The following is a 17001-nucleotide window of genomic DNA, read 5'->3' as shown; positions in this document are numbered from 1 at the left end:
TGCGCGCTCGAAGCGGGGGCGCCCGGGGCTGATGATGGCTGGTCCGTGTTGGGCAGGGCGCGGCCGGGTCGCCCAATCCGTCGCTAAGGTCGATCCGGCGGCGACTAAGACTGAAGTCTAGGTCTGACCTTAGATGGTGGACGTCTGACCTCTTTGGCGGTAGCGGTACCAGAAAGAGCCCCTGAAGGCTCGCCCGGGGGAGCCGCCATGCCGAAGTTGAAAGCCCTGCGCTGGTGGATCATCGGCCTGGTGACGCTGGGCGCGGTCATCAACTATCTGACGCGCTCGACCATGGGCGTGGCGGCGCCGACCCTGCTGAAGGAGCTCGGCATCTCGGTGACCGAGTACTCCTGGATCACCAGCGCCTTCCAGCTGGGGATCATGCTGCAGCCCATCTGCGGCTATGTCCTCGACACCCTGGGCCTGCGCACCGGCTTCGCGGTCTTCGCCGTCGCCTGGTCCTTGATCGCCATGGCCCACGGCCTGGCCAACAGCTGGCAGGGCTTTGCGGTGTTGCGCGGGTTCCTGGGCCTGGCCGAGGGCTCGGCCCAGCCGGCGGGGATGAAGACCGTCGCAATCTGGTTTCCGGCCAAGGAGCGCGGCTTCGCCGGCGGCGTGTTCAACATCGGCGCCTCGATCGGCTCGGTCCTGGCCCCGCCCCTGGTGGTCTGGGCGGTCCTGGTCTGGAACTGGCGCGCGGCCTTCGTGCTGACCGGGGTCATGGGTCTGGTCTGGGTCGTCCTGTGGCTCGCCTTCTATCGCTCACCCGAACAGCATCCTTCGATGACGGACGCGGAGCGAGCGGTGATCGCGGCGGGGCAGGAGGCCCATCTGGAGGCCGTCGCGGCGCGTCCCTCGGTCCTGTCGATCCTCAAGCAGGGACAGTTCTGGGGCATCGCCCTGCCGCGCTTTCTGGCCGACCCGACCTGGGGCACCCTGGCCTTCTGGGTGCCGCTCTATCTGTCACAGACGCGCGGCTTTGATCTCAAGCAGATCGCGCTCTTCGCCTGGATGCCGTTTGTGGCCGCGGACCTGGGCTGCATGGCCGGGCCGGTGATCGCGCTCTTCCTGCAAAAGCGCGGTGTGACGCTGATCAACGCCCGCCGCATCGCCTTCACCCTGGGGGCGGTGCTGATGACGGGCATGATGTTCGTCGGCAAGGTCGAGAGCGCCTACGCCGCCATCGCGCTCTTGTGCCTGGGCGGCTTCGCCCACCAGACGCTGTCGGTGACGGTGATCACCATGGCCTCGGACCTGTTCCGGCGTAACGAGGTCGCCACCGTGGCCGGGCTGGCGGGCATGATGGGCAATCTTGGCCTTTTGCTGTTCTCGCTGCTGATCGGCGGGCTGGTGGCCAAGGTCGGCTACGACCCGTTCTTTATCGCGCTGGGCGTGCTGGACATCCTGGGCGCCATCCTGCTGTGGACCCTGGTCAAGGACCCCGCCGCCCGCGCCAAGGCCGCCGCATGAGCAACGACCTGATCCGCAACCCCATCCTGCGGGGCTTCAATCCCGATCCTTCGATCGTGCGGGTCGGCGAGGACTACTATATCGCCACCTCGACGTTTGAGTGGTTCCCAGGCGTGCAGATCCACCACTCGCGCGATCTGCGGAACTGGCGTCTGATCGGTCGGCCGCTGCGGCGACCCAGCCAGCTGAACATGATGGGCGACCCGGACGGCTGCGGGGTCTGGGCCCCGTGCCTGACCCACGCCGACGGCCGGTTCTGGCTGATTTTCACCGACGTGAAGCGCTATGGCCGGACCACGGTCGGCGGGGCCTCGGGCGCGTCGCTGCGCGACTTCCACAACTATCTCGTCACCTGCGAGACCATAGACGGCGAGTGGTCCGACCCCATCCACCTGAACAGCTCGGGCTTTGATCCGTCGCTCTTCCACGATGACGATGGCCGCAAGTGGCTGGTCAACCAGTTCTGGGATCACCGGCCGGGCCGCAACCGGTTCGCCGGCATCGTCCTTCAGGCGTTCTCGGTCGCCGAGCAGCGGCTGGTGGGCGAGCGCAAGGTGATCTTCGCGGGCACGCCGATCGGCCTGACCGAAGCGCCGCATCTCTACAAGCGCGACGGCTGGTACTATCTGCTCACCGCCGAGGGCGGCACGGGCTGGGGGCACGCGGCGACGCTGGCGCGGTCGCGCGCCATCGACGGGCCGTATGAGCTGCACCCCGACACCTACATCGTCACCGCGCGCGATCGCCCGCACGCACCGCTGCAACGCGCCGGCCACGGGGATCTTTTCGAAACCGCCGACGGCGAGACCTACATCGCCTATCTGTGCGGGCGTCCGCTGCCGGGGCGCGGGCGCTGCGTGCTGGGTCGCGAGACGGCCATCCAGAAGCTGACCTGGGGCGCGGACGGCTGGCCGCGCACGCTGGACGGTTCTGGAGATCCCACGCTGGAAACGCCGGGCGCGGGCTTGGTCGATCAACCCTGGCCGACCACGCCGGTTCGAGAGGACTTCGACGGGACCATGCTGCCGGTCGATTTCCAGTGGCTGCGGACCCCGTATCCCGAGACGATCTTCAGCCTGACCGCGCGGCCCGGCTTCCTGCGCCTCTATGGGCGCGAGAGCCTGGGCAGCGTCTTTACCCAGGCGCTGGTGGCGCGGCGCCAGCAGGCGCACTGCTATTCGGCGGCGACGCGTCTGGACTTCGAGCCCGCCCATTTCCAGCAGGCGGCGGGCCTGGTCTGCTACTACAACGGCTCCAAGCTGCACTATCTGCACGTCACCCACGACGATGAGGCGGGCAAGCATCTGCGGGTCATGACCTGCACCCCCGACAGCCCCCAAGGCGACAGCTTCACGGCGCCGATCCCGTTGGGGGCGGGGCCGGTCGACCTGCGCGTCGAGGTCGATTTCGAGCGACTGCGCTTTGGTTTCAGGCAGGCGGGCGGCGACTGGCGCTGGCTGCCCGAGGTGTTTGACGCCTCGATCCTCTCCGACGAGGCCACCGCGCCGGGCGCGCCCAACTTCACGGGCGCTTTCGTGGGCATGGCGTGCCAGGACATGTCGGGCATGGCCACGGCGGCGGATTTCGATTGGTTCGACTATCAGGAGCGCGACTATGTCGCGCAATGGCCCGCCTGATCAGAGGGGCAGATGCGTCAGCCGCAACGCGTTGACCAGTCCCATCCACAGATACAGCGTCAGCGCCACCGGCAGCAGGCGCCGCATCAGGAAGCCGTTGAGGTCAAAGCTTTGCGCGAAATCGGTGGGAAGCATGATCGCGGCTTATGTGCTCGGGTTCGAACGGGCGGGTCAAGGGTGAAGGAAAGACAGACAGGACGCTGAACGAATATCCAAGCCGCACCTTTGGCCTGGAGACGCGATGGCGTGGGCCGGAAAGAGAACCGGCTGACCCGATCCGAGGGATGTCGTCAGCCGGTTCCACATAAAGGTGTCGGACGCGGTGGGGTGCGCCGAGTAGGCGACACATCCAACGAGTCAGGCCGCATAGCAACGCTCCGTACTGTCACAGGACTGCGACAAACCGGCGCAGGCGCCGCTCTTTTGGGCATCTGCGCCCTCAAGCGACGGAAACCGGTGTCGCAATCGCGGCGGGAGGGGTTTCGCTCCACCCGTCGATGTCGATCATGAACGCGGCGCGGCTGCGAATAGCGGCCGACGAGGCGCCGACCATCAGGTCGATCCGACTCCGGATCGCGCGCCACGTCGACGCCCTCAAGCTGGTGCGGTGGTGTGGGGATCACGCTGAGGCTGGGGACAAAAGAAAAGCGGCCCGATCGTGTGATCGGGCCGCTCGTCTCTGGCTTGTCGCGAGACCTTAGAAGGACTTGCGGACCGTCACGCCGTAGGTGCGCGGGGCGTTCGGATAGCCGCTGTAGCTGCCGTCCTGAGCCACGGTCGGGAAGGTCGAGATCAGACCATCGTCGTTGGTCAGGTTGCGCGCCCACAACATGACTTCCAGCTCCTTGGCGGTGTTGGTCACGCCGACGCTGGCGTTGACCAGGTTCTGACCCCAGGTGGAGAGGTTCGGCGGGGTGGTTTCGGTCAGCTGCGTCTTGCTGGTGTAGTCATACTCGACGCGCGCATAGGCCTCGTAGTCGCCGAACGAGTGGTTGACGGTCGCCGAGGTCGAGAACGTCCACTTCGGGATACCGGCCGGAGCATCGCCCGTCAGGTCGCGGAAGTTCGGACGGCGGCCGGTGGTCGGATTGACCGGGCAGCGCACGGTGTCGTAGTTCACGCAGGCCGCGCCGGTGAAGCTGTCATACTTCGGGTCGAGGTAGGTGACCGCGGCCGTCAGGTTCAACCAGCCGGTCGGGCGCCAGGCGCTGTCGATTTCGAAGCCGCGAACCGACTCCTCACCGGCGTTGACCAGGCTATAGCCCAGGCCCGTGAAGGCGTTGGACTGGAAGCCCTTGATCGACTGCTTGAACACCGCGAGGTTGGCGTAGCCGCCCGGGAAGTTGGCCTTCACGCCGGCTTCCAGAACGTCGACGTCTTCGGGGTTGGCGCTGCGGCCGACGCCGTTGGCGTTCGGCGGACGGCTGTCCGACGACAGGTTGTAGGCGCCGGCCTTCCAGCCCGTGGAGTAGCTGACATAGGCGTTGACGGCGCCGAAGTCGTAGGCCGCGCGGACGGCGTAGGTGATCTTGTCACCCTTCAGCTGACCCGACTCGGTGGCGTTCGGATAGTTCACCGGAGCATGGTTGGTGGTGTTGCCGTAGAAGAACTGCAGCGCGCCCAGAGCGCTGTAGATGTTGCCCGGCAGGCCCAGAGCCGTGAACTGCGGCACCGCGCCGAGGTCCAGCGACGAGAAGGGGTCACGCAGGGTGACGAACGACTTGGCCTTCTTGCTGTCCTTCAGATAGGCCAGACCGCCCGTCAGGGTCAGGTTTTCGGTGACCTCATAGTCGAACTGGCTGAACAGCGACACCGAGCGCTGGTTCATCTTGTAGTAGTCGTCGATGCCTTGGCCGGCCTGGAAGTAGGTGGCGCCCGGACGGATCGACGGCGTCACGAGGCTTTGCAGGAACTCGATCGCGTAGAGGTTCGAACGACCGGTCAGGGCCGGGCGCAGCGTCGCGGGCAGGGCGCCGAGCAGGGTGGCCGGAACCGCGCCGGACAGGACGTCGGCATAGGCGCGGATGTCGGTGCCGTAGCTGACGGTGCGGCCGGTATCCAGGCGCTCGTCCTGGAAGAAGCCGCCGACCAGCCAGTTGAACGGACCTTCGCTGCTCGAAGCCAGGCGGATTTCCTGGGTGAACGTCTTGATCTCGTTGGCGGTGCGGTTGTTGGAGATGTCGGCGCCGGTGAAGTCGATGTCCTGGAACGACGCGTTCTTCTGTTTGCGATAGGCCGTGATCGCGGTCAGCTTGGCGAAGCTCAGATCATAGTCGATCTGACCCGAGAAGCCGCGGCCCGACAGGTCGTTCTGCGGGTCGGTGTTGAAGATCACGTTGCGCTCGAAGACCTTGGTCGTGTCGCTGATCGGCTTACGCAGAACGCCGCCGATGGCCAGGGTGGCGGGGCCGTTGAGGATCGAGCTGACGCCGCAGCAGCGCTCGGAGATCTCGTTGTAGTCGGCGATGAAGCGCATCGACAGCTTGTCGGTGGGCTCGATCAGCAGGTCGCCGCGCACCGACCAGCGGTTACGGTTGTTGACGTCGCTGCCGGTGGTCAGGTTGGTGAACAGGCCATCGCGCTTGTTGTAGCTGCCCGAGACGCGCACGGCGACGGTGTCGCTCAGCGGACCGGTGATCGTGCCCCGCAGCTGCTGGGCGTTGAAGTTGCCGTAGGTGCCCTCGATCTTGCCGCCGAAATCGTACTGCGGCTTCTTGGTGACGATGCTGATGGCGCCGGCCGACACGTTCTTGCCGAACAGGGTCGACTGCGGGCCGCGCAGCACTTCGATGCGTTCCACTTCCGGCAGGTCGTCCAGGGCCGCGGCCGAGCGCGAGCGATAGACGCCGTCGATGAACACGCCCACCGAGCTTTCGATGCCGTCGTTGCCGTTGCCGTTGCCGAAGCCGCGGATCACGAAGTTCGTCTGGCCGGTGGCGTTGAACTGCGAGACCTTCAGCGACGGAACCACCGACTGCAGGTCGATCAGGTCGCGCACCTGGGCGCGTTCGATCGTCTGTTGACCGGTGACGGCGACCGAGATCGGCACGTCCTGCAGCGTCTGTTCCCGCTTGGTGGCGGTGACGACGATTTCGGCGACGGAGTTATCGGGCGTGGACTGGCTCTGGGCCAGGGCGGGCGAAGCGATGGCGAGCGCCAGGGCCGACACCCCCAGCAGGTGGACGTTTCTCATGAGATACTCCCTGATTTTTTATTATCTGCCGCACGGCTTCCCATCCCGCCTCGAGCAACTGCGGGTTTCTTTTGGGGAAGGGTGGGCGTGTTGACGTTGGGGAAGGGCGATCCTGACCAACCGAGCGCACCGTTCAAGACGGTCGCCTTGGCTTGGCCGTGGATGAGGACGCTTTGCGTCATGTTATCGCCCCAGCACGCGCGAGCTTGCATCCCGCGCGTTGCAGATACGAACTTAACATGGTCTCGATATTCTAACGCAAGTTAGAATTTATCGGATTGATCCCCGACGCGTTACAGCGGAGGTTGGATATCGATGTTCAGCTGGCGCAGAACCGGCGGCGTCGCGGAGGAGAGCGCGGTTGTCGAAGGGCGGAGACCCTGGCCTCCTGACCGACGAGGTCAGGCCGCTGGCGCAGAGCCAGAAGTCGATGAAGAAGCGCGAGGAGATCCTGCGCGCGGCCATCAAGATCATCAACACCAAGGGTTTCGCGGCGGCCACCATGACCGAGATCGCCGCGGCGATCGATCTGCGCGATGCGGCGCTCTACTACTACTTCCCGAACAAGCAGGCGCTCGCCTATGCCGGCCACCAGCGCTCGCTCGAGCGTTTCGAGGCCATCCTGATCGCCGTCGAGGCGGGGGGCGGGACGGGGCTGTGCAAGCTGCGCCGGTTCCTGCGCGCCGTGCTGGAGGACGGGGTCGTCAACGGCCCGCAGCTTTATTTCGGCGACCATTCCTATCTGGACACGGCGCAGCAGCGCGCGATCGACACCTGGACCGTACGCTTGGCCAAGCGATTGGAGCGGTTCCTCGAGGAGGGCATGGCCGACGGCACCATCGCGACCTGCGAGCCGCGGCTGGTGGTGCAGCTTCTGGTCGGCATGCTGATCTGGCTGACCAAGTGGACGCCGACGACGCCGGGTCTGACCAACGAGCGCCTGCTGGAAGCGATCGAGACCACGGCTCTGTCGGGCCTGGCCAAGCCTAGCTGATCCCCAGCGCGGCTTTCGTCTTGCGGGTCAGCTTGGCGGCGACGAGGGCGTGGGCGCTGGCCAGCCAGCCGGCCACTTCCGCCTCGTCTTCAGCGGCCATGTCGGCGAACCACACCCACTGGGCGCGCGCGAGATAGGGCGCAGGCTTGGCGCGCCCCGACTCGGTCAGAACCTCGAAGGCGACGTCCGAGGCCTTGAACGAGAAACTGTCGCCGGCCGCTGCGCGAACCGCGAACATCTTCTCGCCCACCTTGAAGACGTGGTTGTCGCCCCACTGGATCGAAAGGGTGGCGCCCGGCAGGGCCAGGCACGCCTTGTCGAACGCCTCGGGCGTCATCAGCCCTCGACGCCTAGACCGATCGGGCAGACCACGCCGGTGCCGCCGATGCCGCAGTAGCCGTTCGGATTCTTGGCCAGGTACTGCTGGTGGTAGTCCTCGGCGAAATAGAACGGCCCGGCGGGCGCGATCTCGGTGGTGATGGTTCCCAGCCCGCGCGCCGACAGAGCCTGCTGATAGGCCGCCTTCGACTCCGCCGCCGCCGCCGCCTGTGCGTCGCTCGTCACATAGAGGCCCGAGCGGTACTGGGTGCCGATGTCATTGCCCTGGCGCATGCCCTGGGTGGGGTCGTGGTTCTCCCAGAAGGTCTTCAGCAGCGCCTCATAGGAGACGATCTTCGGATCGAACACCACCAGCACCACCTCGGTGTGGCCGGTGCGGCCGCTGCACACTTCTTCATAGGTCGGGTTGGGCGTGATCCCGGCGGCATAGCCGGCGGCGGTCACATAGACGCCCGGAACCTGCCAGAACACGCGTTCCACACCCCAGAAGCAGCCCATGGCGACGATGGCCGTCTCCAGGCCCGCAGGATAGGGCCCCTTCAGCGCGTTGCCGTTGACGAAATGGGTCTGCGCCGTCGGGATCGGCGCCGCGCGGCCGGGCAGGGCGGTGTCGGCGGAGGGCATTTCGAGGGTCTTTTGGAGCGACAGCATGGCGGGCCTTTCGCGGCGGAAAACGCTTTGGCGCTAGAGCCTTCTGCTTCAAAACGGAAGCGTTTTGAAGCGATAAGAAGGCTCTAAATCAAATACATAGAGCGTGACTAGCGCCGAAACCGGTTCCTACTTTCGGCGTCACGCTCTAGATATAGGCGCGGTCGTCGACGGTTTCATCCCGCAACGTGCTTGCTACCGGCGAGCCCCTGAGTATATTGCGCGCCTTCCCGCGCCGGGGGTCTCAACCACCCCCGACTCGAGTGCGCTGGTGAGGTGGCCGAGTGGTTGAAGGCGCACGCCTGGAACGCGTGTATAGGGGAAACTCTATCGAGGGTTCGAATCCCTCTCTCACCGCCACTACTCTCAGCCCAAGATCCTGAAAAGTATCGGAATTTCGCTGTGAGGGCGGCGTCGCGCCGTCAGATGCGTCGTCCCCAGAACGGTTGTGCGGACAAGCGCCCAGGTCGCTGCCGGCGGCGGGCAGTCTTGAAACTGACATGAAAGTGCGATCCATCCGTCACGGGACTGTCGTCTCGCCGTGATCCCCTGCAGTTACACGCCCCCCACAATGAAGCGTCGCCATGACGCCAAACGGGGGTATCCATGTTCAACCGCTCGAAAGTGGCGCTGCTGCGCCGCGCTAGCCTGTTGGCGCTGTCGGCCGTCGCGATCTCCGGCGTCGCCCATGCTGCCGACGTAGTGACCGACGACCAGGACGCCGTCAGCGGCGTCGTCGTCACCGCCCGTCGTCCCCTGGCTGAGAGCCAGGCCGCGGCGATGCAGATCCAGAAGAACTCCGACTCGCTGATCAGCGTGCTGTCGGCCGACGCCATCGGCGACCTGCCCGACCAGAACATCGCCTTCGCCGTCGGCCGTCTGCCCGGCGTGGCGATCGAGCGTGACCAGGGCCAGGCCCGCTATGTCAACCTGCGCGGCGCGCCGGTCTACTGGACCACGCTGTCGTTCGACGGTCTCAGCGTCGTCAGCCCCGAGGGCCGCGCGACCCGCTTCGACAACATCCCGTCGGCGATCGCCAGCCTGATCACCGTCGAAAAGGCCATCGTGCCCTCGATGCCGGGCGACACCGTCGCGGGCAATGTCGACATCCGCACCCGCCGCGCCTTCGACTACAAGGGCCAGAAGCTCACCGGCAAGCTGGGCGTCGGCCGCGTGAAGCTGGGCGGCGGCGATGAGCTGGACAGCAACCTCGTCTATTCGAACGTGTTCGGCGACAAGCTGGGCATCGTGGCCCAAGCCTCGTACTATTCGCGCGAGATGGCGACCGACAACTGGGAGACCGATCCCTACCTGTCGAACACGGTCGCGCCCGAAAAGCGCTTCGCCCGTGAGCACGAGAACAAGCACTATCGCCTGACCCGTCGCAACATGTCGGCCTCGATCCGCGCCGACTACAAGTTCGACGACAACAACTCGATCTTCGTCAGCACGATCAACACCTATTATAACGACGACGAGCTGCGCGATAACTTCATCTTCCGCCTGGATCAGGGCACGGACGCGGCCGGTAACGGCTACACCAGCACCGCCTATGTCAGCGCCAACAACCCGACCTCGGGTACGGTGTTCGGCGCGCGCATCAACGCCCGCATCGACTACCGCAACACCAAGGAAGGCATGTCCACCAACACGGTGGGCGGCGAGCACAAGTGGGACAAGCTGAGCGCCTCCTGGCGCCTGAACTACACCTACACCCAGGACGGCCGTGACACCCCGGTGACCATGGCCTTCCAGAGCCCGTCGACCTTCTCGCTGCGTCCGACGATCGAGTACGACTTCCGCAACGGCGACGTGAACACCGTGCGCCTGTTCCAGACGGGCGGTCTGACCGCAGCGCGCACCAAGGGCGCCCAGGTCACCAATATCGAAGACTTCCAGTTCCCGCTGCAAAGCGCGGGCATGCTGAAGGGCGGCGACTTCACCGGCGCCTACACCGCCAAGGCCGACTTCGATTACGAGAGCGAACTGTTCGGTCGCGAGACCAAGTTCGAGTTCGGCGGTCTGTGGACCTCGCGCACCAAGAAGTCGCGTGAAAGCAGCTTCACCCGCGCCTATTCGGGTACGGGCGTGCCGGCCTGGGGCCAGTTCGCCACCAACATCGAATATCTGGGCAGCCAGAACCTGAACTACACCTTCCGCTACACCAACAAGGACTACACGACGAACTTCGTCGAAGACCTGGTGAAGACCGGCCAGGCGACCCGGAACGACACCCGCGCCAACTACTGGCGCGTGGGTGAAACGATCACCGCCGGCTATGCGATGGCCACCACCCGCTTCGACTGGGGTAACATCGTCTACGGCGCTCGCGTCGAGCATATCGAGAACGAAGGTCAGGCCTTCGTGAACTTCCCGGCCTCGGGTTCGACGCCGGCCGGCCAGCGTCTCGTGAAGGTCGCCAGCGACGATACGCTCTACTATCCGAGCGCGCACCTGAACTGGAACCTGCGCGAAGATCTGAAGCTGCGTGTCGGCGTCACCACCTCGGCCTCGCGCGCCGACTTCGACGATCTGCGCCCGAACTTCACCTTCAGCGACTCCAACCAAACGATCTCGGGGGGTAACCCCGACGCCAAGCCCGAGCGTCAGGTCGGTCTCGACACCTATCTGGAATGGTATGCCGGTCGCGAGACCTTCGTGTCGGCGGGCGTGTTCTACAAGGATCTGAAGGACGTTCTGGTCCAGACCTCGAAGGTGTTCGGCGACACCTCGCTGAACAGCGGCGGCGTCGATCGCTCGGGCTACGCCTATTCGAGCATCGGCAACGCCGGCGAAGGCCACATCAAGGGTCTTGAAGTCTTCTTCACGGGCACGGCCGAGACGTTCGTCCAGTCGCGCAACCTGCCGGCCTGGCTGGGCGGCTTCGGGACCCGTCTGTCGGGCACCTGGACCTCGTCGGAAGTCACCCTGCCGTCAGTCGGCGGCGTGCCGGCCCGCACCATCTCGGTGCTCGGCACCTCGGACGCGGTCTATAACGTCCAGGCCATCTACGAGAAGTACGGCCTGACCATGCGTCTGGCCTACCAGTACCGCACGCCGTGGGGCCAGTCGGTGGGCGCCTACCGCGTGGTCAACGGCAGCGTCATCCCCTCGGACAACGGCGACATCTTCTGGGACAGCGACGAGGAGCTGGACTTCTCGGCTCGCTACCAGGTCAACAACAACATCGAAGTGTTCTTCGACGCCAGCAACCTGACCAACGCCGGCGCCCGTCGCTACGGCGGCCAGAAGCAGTATCCGATCGAGTACGAGAAGTTCGGCCCGCGCTACGTCGCCGGCGTGCGCTTCAACTTCTAAGATCCGGCGCGCCCACGCCTGGCCCTGGCTTCCAGGGGCGGGCGTGGGCGGCGTCGTCATCGTTTGGGCCGGGGCTCCCTGGCCCGACATGAGCCAAGAGTCTCTCCGGCGGCGTTTCGCGCCGAATGATGCTGAGTTTCGAGCCGGTTTCCCTGGCGTTCGGCGTTCGCGCGCGTTAGCAGGGCGCCCATGATCCGCCTCGACAACATCTCCAAGCAAAACGGCCACCAGATCCTGTTCATCGAAGCCTCGATGGGCGTGCAGAAGGGCGAGAAGGTCGGTCTCGTCGGCCCCAACGGCGCGGGCAAGACGACGCTGTTCCGCATGATCACCGGCCAGGAGCAGCCCGACGACGGCATCGTCTCGATCGATGCGGGCATGCGGATCGGCTATTTCAGCCAGGACGTCGGCGAGATGTCCGGCCAGAGCGCGGTGGCGGCGGTGATGGACGGCGTCGGCCCCGTCAGCGCGCTGGCCGCCGAGATGGCCACGCTGGAGGCGGCCATGGTCGATCCGGACCAGGCCGACCAGCTGGACGCGGTCATGGAGCGCTACGGCGAGGTGCTGGAGCGCTTCCAGGAGCTGGACGGCTATGCGTTGGAGGCGCGCGCCCGCGAGGTGCTGGCCGGTCTCAGCTTCAGCCAGGAGCGCATGGACGCCGATGTCGGCCTCTTGTCGGGCGGCTGGAAGATGCGCGTGGCCCTGGCCCGCATCCTGCTGATGCGGCCCGACGGCATGCTGCTGGACGAACCGTCCAACCACCTGGATCTGGAAAGCCTGATCTGGCTGGAGTCGTTCCTGAAGAACTACGACGGCGCGCTCCTGATGACCTCGCACGACCGCGCCTTCATGAACCGCATTATCGGCAAGGTGATCGAGATCGACGCCGGCTCGCTGATCACCTACTCCGGCGACCTTGATTTCTACGACCAGCAGCGGGCGCTCAGCGAGGCCCAGCGCCAGGCGCAGTACGAGCGTCAGCAGGCGATGCTGGCCAAGGAAATCAAGTTCATCGAGAAGTTCAAGGCGCGCGCCTCGCACGCCGCCCAGGTGCAGAGCCGGGTCAAGAAGCTGGACAAGATCGAACGCGTCGAGGCGCCGCGTCGTCGCCAGACCGTGCAGTTCGAATTCCAGAGCCCGCCCCGCTCGGGCGAGGACGTGATCAGCCTGCGCGGCGTCCACAAGGGCTATGGCGAGCGGCCGATCTACCAGGACCTCGACTTCCTCGTGCGTCGCAAGGAGCGCTGGGCCGTGCTGGGCGCCAACGGCGCGGGCAAGTCCACCCTACTGAAGCTGGTGGCCGGCGACACCAAGCCCGACCAGGGCGTCGTGAACATCGGGGCCAGCGTCAAGATGGGCTATTTCGCCCAGCACTCGATGGACCTGCTGGACGGCGAAGAGACCATCTTCGAGTCGCTGGAGCGTTCGTTCCCGCAAGCAGGGCAGGGGGCTCTGCGCACCCTGGCCGGCTGTTTCGGCTTCTCGGGCGACGACGTCGAAAAGCCCTGCCGGGTGCTGTCGGGCGGTGAGAAGGCGCGCCTGGTCATGGCCAAGATGCTGTTCGACCCGCCGAATCTGTTGGTGCTGGACGAGCCGACCAACCACCTCGACATGGTGACCAAGGAGATGCTGGTCGCGTCGCTGGCCGACTTCGAGGGCACCATGCTGTTCGTCTCGCACGACCGCCACTTCCTGGCGGCGCTGTCGAACCGGGTGCTGGAGCTGACGCCGGAGGGAATCCACCAGTACGGCGGCGGCTACACCGAGTACGTCGCGCGCACCGGTCAGGAAGCGCCCGGGCTCCATCCCGGCGGCTAGAGCCCTCCAGGGCGGTCTGAGTCTGTCCAAGCGGCCGAGTCTGACGGTGTTCAACCGTCGGTTTTAGGCCCGTGCTTGCTCTCATCGCCGCAGGTTGAACTTGGCGGAAAAGCGCCCTGAGCCGCCGCCACAATGCGACGAAATCGGTTACCGGCGCGAAATATCTCGCAAGCGAGCCGCAAAAGCGCGCTGGATCTCCCGCAGGCGGTAGGCGCGCCCCTCATTTATGTCGGCCATTTATCATAAAAATATGCCCAAAAAGGCGCTTGAAAAAAGATTGCCAGCGCTGTCAATTGGCCATTGCTGCGATCCGAGACCGATGTTACCGCTAACTAGTTTCGCGTGCTTCGGTGGCTTGTCTCGGACGCGGGAACGGGAAGAGCGCGCCGGAAATGCTTCCGGTTCGTAACAAAAACATCGCCCCATAGAGGGCTCATTAGGGGGAATGGCTATGAAGCGGCTTCGTCGCTTGCATGCGTCTGCCTCGTGCGTCGCCATCACGGCGGCCATGTTCGCCAGCCCGGTGCTGGCCCAGCAGGCTCAAAACACCACCGTGGACGAGATCATCGTCACGGGTATCCGCGCATCGCTCGAGCGGTCGATCGAGATCAAGCGGACCAATAGCGGCGTCGTCGACGCCATCTCCGCCGAAGACATGGGCAAGTTCCCGGACACGAACCTCGCCGAATCCTTGCAGCGGATCACCGGCGTGTCGATCGACCGGACCAACGGCGAAGGCTCTCAGGTTACGGTTCGCGGCTTCGGCGGCGGCTTCAACCTCGTGACGCTGAACGGCCGCACCATGCCGACGGCCAACGTCGCCACGGTCGGCGGCGACCAGTCGTCGGACACCGCCGGCGGCACCAGCCGTTCGTTCGACTTCTCGAACCTGGCGTCGGAAGGCGTCACCACGCTGGAAGTCTACAAGACCGGCCGCGCGGCGGTTCCGTCGGGCGGCATCGGCGCGGCCATCAACGTCAAGACCCGCCGCCCGCTGGACGGCAAGCCGGGCCTGACGGGCAGCGTCGGCGTCAAGGCCGTCTATGACCAGAGCATGGACAAGAAGGTCGACGACGGCGGCAGCAAGATCACGCCGGAATTCTCGGGCCTGCTGAACTGGGCCGACGACAGCGACACCTTCGGCGTCGCGCTGTTCGGCGCCTATCAGAAGCGCGACTTCACCAGCCGTAGCGTGACGTCGAACGACTGGAACATCCGGCCCTACTCGGACTTCATCAACCCGGCCAACGGCTTTGTCCGCAACGGCGGCGCGACGCAGATCACCAATGCGCCGTCCAGCGGCTCGACCCTGGTCGCGATCCCGAACGACAGCCGCTATCACTTCTCGCAAGGCGAGCGTGAGCGGATCAACGGTCAGCTGACCGCCCAGTATCGTCCGACCGAGAACCTGACCATCACGGCCGACGCCCTGTACGCCGTGAACAAGTCGTTCGAACGCCGCAACGACAGCACCAACTGGTTCAACCGTCCGTTCGACCGCGTCACGTTCGACAATAACCCTGTCGTCGCGACCGCCGTGCTGCTGCAAGAACAACTCAGCGGCACCAAGGACATGGGCTTCGAGCAGCAGTATCGCAGCAACGAAGACACCCTGGAATCCTACGCCCTGAGCGCGGATTGGGATCTGTCCGACCGCCTGCGCGTCAAGCTGGACGGCCACATCTCGAAGGCCGACTCCGGTCCGCACTCGCGCAACGGCACCAGCTCGACCACGGTCTCCATCGGCGCTCCGATCGTCGCGGCGCACTCCGTGGACTACAGCGGTAAGGTTCCGGTCCAGTCGATCACGATCAACGACGCGGCTCCGCGCGGCAACGGCAACGGCGCCCTGGACGCCGGCGACCTGGGCAGCCAGGTGGCCCGCACCTGGACCAACCGCCAGCAGCACGACATCAAGGAAGTCCGCGCCGACGTCACCTACGACCTCGACGACAACGGCAGCCGCTTCGACTTCGGCCTGAACTATCGCACCTCGAAGATGGTCCAGTCGGGCAGCTCGACCCAGCAGGACCTGGGCAGCTGGGGCATCTCCAACCCGCGTGACGTCCAGCAGTTCGCGCCGGGTCTGGTCAAGGCCTTCTGCATGGCCTGCCAGTTCAACGAGTTCGATCTGAAGCAAAGCGGCGCCGGCCTCGTGTCGTTCCGCGCTGACGCGATCGACCTCTACAACGCGATGTCGAAGGCCTATGTGGCGCGTGGCAACCCGGTGAACATCACCGGTCAAGCCAACAACCGCGTCGACGAAGACATCCTGGCGGGCTACGCCCAGGTCACCTGGAAGTCTGAACTGGGCGGCATGCCGGCCACCCTGGTCACCGGCGTTCGCTACGAGCAGACCGAGGTCACCTCGACCTCGCTGGTGCGCACGCCCAGCGCGATCATCTGGACCGCCGACAACGACTTCAGCCTGCAGACCTCGGCGACCTATCAGCCGCTGGCCGGCAAGGGCAAGTACAACAACCTGCTGCCCGCCCTGGACTTCAGCCTCGACCTGCGTGACGATCTCGTCGGCCGCTTCTCGTTCAGCCGCACGATCGCCCGTCCGGACTACGGCAACCTGTTCGCCGCCCAGTCGGCCGGCACGCCGAACCGTCCTGTCGCCAACGGGGCTATCCCGCTGGGCTCGAGCGGCAACCCGGACCTGGAGCCGCTGATCTCGGACAACTTCGACGTCTCGCTCGAGTGGTACTACAAGCCCAGCAGCTACATCACGGCCGGCTTCTTCGAGAAGCGCGTGAACAACTTCGTGGGCACCGGCACCGTTTCGCAGAACCTGTTCGGTCTGCGTGACGTCAGCTCCGGCGCGGCGGGCACCCGTTCGGGCAACGCCAAGGCGATCCTGACGGCCATCGGCGCTGACCAGACCGACGTGAACCTGTTCACGATGACGGCCCTGCTGCAGACCACCGGTTCGGCGGCCGCAGCTCAGGCTCAGTTCCAGGCCAACCGTGGCGTCACGGGCGACCTGAACCAAGCCTTCGTGGACCAGATCCTGGCGGCGGTCGATCTCTCGCCCAACAGCACCGATCCGCTGTTCAACTTCCAGGTCTCCAAGCCGATCAACAACCGGACCGGCAAGATCCACGGCTTCGAAATCGCGGCCCAGCACTTCTTCGGCGACACCGGCTTCGGTGTGTCGGGGGCGTACACGATGGTTCGCGGCGACGTGGCCTTCAACAACGGCGCGAGCCCGTCGCAAGACCAGTTCGCTCTGCTGGGTCTGTCGGATACGGCCAACGCGACCCTGATCTACGACAAGAACGGGATCTCGGCGCGGATCGCCTACAACTGGCGTGACAAGTTCCTGGCGGCCACCAACCGTGGCGGCTCGCGGAACCCGGTCTACACCGCGCCGTTCGGTCAGCTGGACATCAACGTCAGCTACGACGTGACGCCGAAGCTGGCGATCTCGCTGGAAGGCATCAACCTGACCAAGGAAAGCCTGCGGACCTACGCTCGCGACGAGAACCAGCTGTGGTTCGCCCAAGAGCTGGATCGTCGGATCCTGCTCGGCGCGCGCTACCGCTTCTAGTCGCAAGACCGGAAGCAAGGATGGGGTCGCC

The 17001-nt window shown here is 65.4% G+C and carries 11 protein-coding genes and 1 tRNA gene; 7 read left to right on the top strand and 5 right to left on the bottom strand.

Annotated features, from left to right (window positions below):
- Positions 1-153 precede the first annotated feature (153 nt).
- Positions 154-1470 carry an MFS transporter gene (locus CVUC_RS01700; protein WP_096032759.1) on the top strand — a complete coding sequence of 439 codons (1317 nt, stop codon included), beginning with the start codon at positions 154-156 and terminating at the stop codon, positions 1468-1470.
- Positions 1467-3107, top strand: coding sequence for a glycoside hydrolase family 43 protein (locus CVUC_RS01695; RefSeq protein WP_096032760.1), 1641 nt, complete (start codon positions 1467-1469; stop codon positions 3105-3107). Before CVUC_RS01700 ends, CVUC_RS01695 begins: the two co-directional genes overlap by 4 nt.
- Here CVUC_RS01695 and CVUC_RS01690 read toward each other — a convergent pair whose 3' ends face one another.
- From CVUC_RS01690 to CVUC_RS01680, 3 genes are all read right to left on the bottom strand, one after another.
- Complete coding sequence (locus CVUC_RS01690) at positions 3108-3242, bottom strand: hypothetical protein (protein ID WP_096032761.1); 135 nt, start codon at positions 3240-3242, stop codon at positions 3108-3110. It abuts the gene before it with no gap.
- Between the two features lie 562 nt (positions 3243-3804).
- The gene (locus CVUC_RS01685) at positions 3805-6300 is read right to left on the bottom strand and encodes a TonB-dependent receptor (RefSeq protein ID WP_096032762.1); all 2496 of its coding nucleotides are present in this window, start codon (positions 6298-6300) and stop codon (positions 3805-3807) included.
- Positions 6297-6482 (bottom strand): hypothetical protein, encoded by a 186-nt coding sequence (locus CVUC_RS01680; protein ID WP_024265655.1) that lies wholly within the window; start codon positions 6480-6482, stop codon positions 6297-6299. The genes CVUC_RS01685 and CVUC_RS01680 overlap by 4 nt, the downstream gene beginning before the upstream one ends.
- 179 nt (positions 6483-6661) lie before the next feature.
- On the opposite strand from CVUC_RS01680, the gene CVUC_RS01675 reads away from it, so the two are divergent.
- Positions 6662-7294: a TetR/AcrR family transcriptional regulator gene (locus tag CVUC_RS01675; RefSeq protein WP_096032763.1), complete on the top strand. Its 633-nt coding sequence runs from the start codon at positions 6662-6664 to the stop codon at positions 7292-7294.
- On the opposite strand, the gene CVUC_RS01670 is transcribed toward CVUC_RS01675, so the two are convergent.
- Together CVUC_RS01670 and msrA are read right to left on the bottom strand one after the other, a co-directional pair.
- On the bottom strand, positions 7287-7631 hold the full coding sequence (locus tag CVUC_RS01670) for an MmcQ/YjbR family DNA-binding protein (RefSeq protein WP_096032764.1): 345 nt from the start codon (positions 7629-7631) through the stop codon (positions 7287-7289). The two genes, CVUC_RS01675 and CVUC_RS01670, sit on opposite strands and share 8 nt — an antisense overlap.
- Positions 7631-8284, bottom strand: coding sequence for a peptide-methionine (S)-S-oxide reductase MsrA (msrA, locus tag CVUC_RS01665; RefSeq protein ID WP_096032765.1), 654 nt, complete (start codon positions 8282-8284; stop codon positions 7631-7633). Before msrA ends, CVUC_RS01670 begins: the two co-directional genes overlap by 1 nt.
- 267 nt (positions 8285-8551) lie before the next feature.
- Between msrA and CVUC_RS01660 the strand changes: the two genes are divergently transcribed.
- From CVUC_RS01660 to CVUC_RS01645, 4 genes are all read left to right on the top strand, one after another.
- Positions 8552-8641: transfer RNA gene (locus CVUC_RS01660), tRNA-Ser, on the top strand.
- Positions 8642-8887: 246 nt separating this feature from the next.
- Positions 8888-11599, top strand: a complete 2712-nt coding sequence (locus CVUC_RS01655) for a TonB-dependent receptor (RefSeq protein ID WP_096032766.1) — start codon at positions 8888-8890, stop codon at positions 11597-11599.
- A 189-nt stretch (positions 11600-11788) separates the two neighbouring features.
- Positions 11789-13417, top strand: coding sequence for an ABC-F family ATP-binding cassette domain-containing protein (locus CVUC_RS01650; RefSeq protein WP_010918882.1), 1629 nt, complete (start codon positions 11789-11791; stop codon positions 13415-13417).
- 445 nt (positions 13418-13862) lie between these two features.
- Positions 13863-16970 (top strand): TonB-dependent receptor, encoded by a 3108-nt coding sequence (locus tag CVUC_RS01645; RefSeq protein WP_096032767.1) that lies wholly within the window; start codon positions 13863-13865, stop codon positions 16968-16970.
- Positions 16971-17001: the final 31 nt, after the last annotated feature.

The sequence above is a fragment of the Caulobacter vibrioides genome (assembly GCF_002858865.1).
In the GTDB taxonomy this organism is placed as follows: Bacteria; Pseudomonadota; Alphaproteobacteria; order Caulobacterales; family Caulobacteraceae; genus Caulobacter; species Caulobacter vibrioides.
This window is presented reverse-complemented; position numbering and strand designations above follow the sequence as displayed.

Coding starts and splice junctions, on each gene's coding strand:
- CVUC_RS01695 (WP_096032760.1), top strand. CDS start 1,467: ATGAGCAACGACCTGATCCGCAACCCCATCCTGCGGGGCTTCAATCCC.
- CVUC_RS01655 (WP_096032766.1), top strand. CDS start 8,888: ATGTTCAACCGCTCGAAAGTGGCGCTGCTGCGCCGCGCTAGCCTGTTG.
- CVUC_RS01645 (WP_096032767.1), top strand. CDS start 13,863: ATGGCTATGAAGCGGCTTCGTCGCTTGCATGCGTCTGCCTCGTGCGTC.
- CVUC_RS01690 (WP_096032761.1), bottom strand. CDS start 3,242: ATGCTTCCCACCGATTTCGCGCAAAGCTTTGACCTCAACGGCTTCCTG.
- CVUC_RS01670 (WP_096032764.1), bottom strand. CDS start 7,631: ATGACGCCCGAGGCGTTCGACAAGGCGTGCCTGGCCCTGCCGGGCGCC.
- msrA (WP_096032765.1), bottom strand. CDS start 8,284: ATGCTGTCGCTCCAAAAGACCCTCGAAATGCCCTCCGCCGACACCGCC.
- CVUC_RS01680 (WP_024265655.1), bottom strand. CDS start 6,482: ATGACGCAAAGCGTCCTCATCCACGGCCAAGCCAAGGCGACCGTCTTG.
- CVUC_RS01685 (WP_096032762.1), bottom strand. CDS start 6,300: ATGAGAAACGTCCACCTGCTGGGGGTGTCGGCCCTGGCGCTCGCCATC.
- CVUC_RS01650 (WP_010918882.1), top strand. CDS start 11,789: ATGATCCGCCTCGACAACATCTCCAAGCAAAACGGCCACCAGATCCTG.